The organism is Mycobacterium sp. SM3041 (assembly GCF_039668335.1).
GTDB lineage: Bacteria > Actinomycetota > Actinomycetes > Mycobacteriales > Mycobacteriaceae > Mycobacterium.
On the sequence record NZ_JAYXBQ010000083.1, the window covers coordinates 1 to 517 of the forward strand.

At 63.8% G+C, this 517-nt stretch carries 1 protein-coding gene; it reads left to right on the plus strand.

Features of this window, described 5'->3' with window-relative positions:
* Positions 1 to 218: 218 nt before the first annotated feature.
* Positions 219 to 517: transposase (locus tag VXD91_RS30905; RefSeq protein ID WP_346417174.1), on the plus strand; the 299-nt coding region annotated here is incomplete at its 3' end.

Here is a 517-nt window from a genome sequence, read left to right on the forward strand (position 1 = left end):
TTGCCGCTGTTGCGGTGGTTGGGTTACTTCTCACCTGGTATTTGGCTCTTGCAAACACTGCCGCCTGCGGGCTGGCATTCGGCCGTTGTGCCGATACCAGGCGGGAAGGACCGACCGGCGTGACTTGATAGGAGCGTGGCACCGCCCCCACTGAGATGTGTCCTGCCGGCCGGCCCGACCTTCGCCTCATCCACCTCTGATGAAAGAAGGCACCGTTCATGGTCGTCGTTGGAACCGATGTCCACAAGCGCACCCACACCTTTGTTGCGGTCGACGAGGTCGGCCGCAAGCTCGGTGAGAAGGTCGTCAAAGCCACCACCATCGGACACCACAAGGCGTTGGCCTGGGCCCGCGAGCAGTTCGGGGAAGAATTGCTGTGGGGTATCGAGGACTGTCGCAACCTGTCAGCTCGCCTGGAGCGCGATCTGCTCACCGCCGGCCAGTCCGTGGTACGGGTGGCCCCCAAACTCATGTCGCAGGCCCGGGCCTCGGCACGGACCCGCGGTAAGTCCGATCC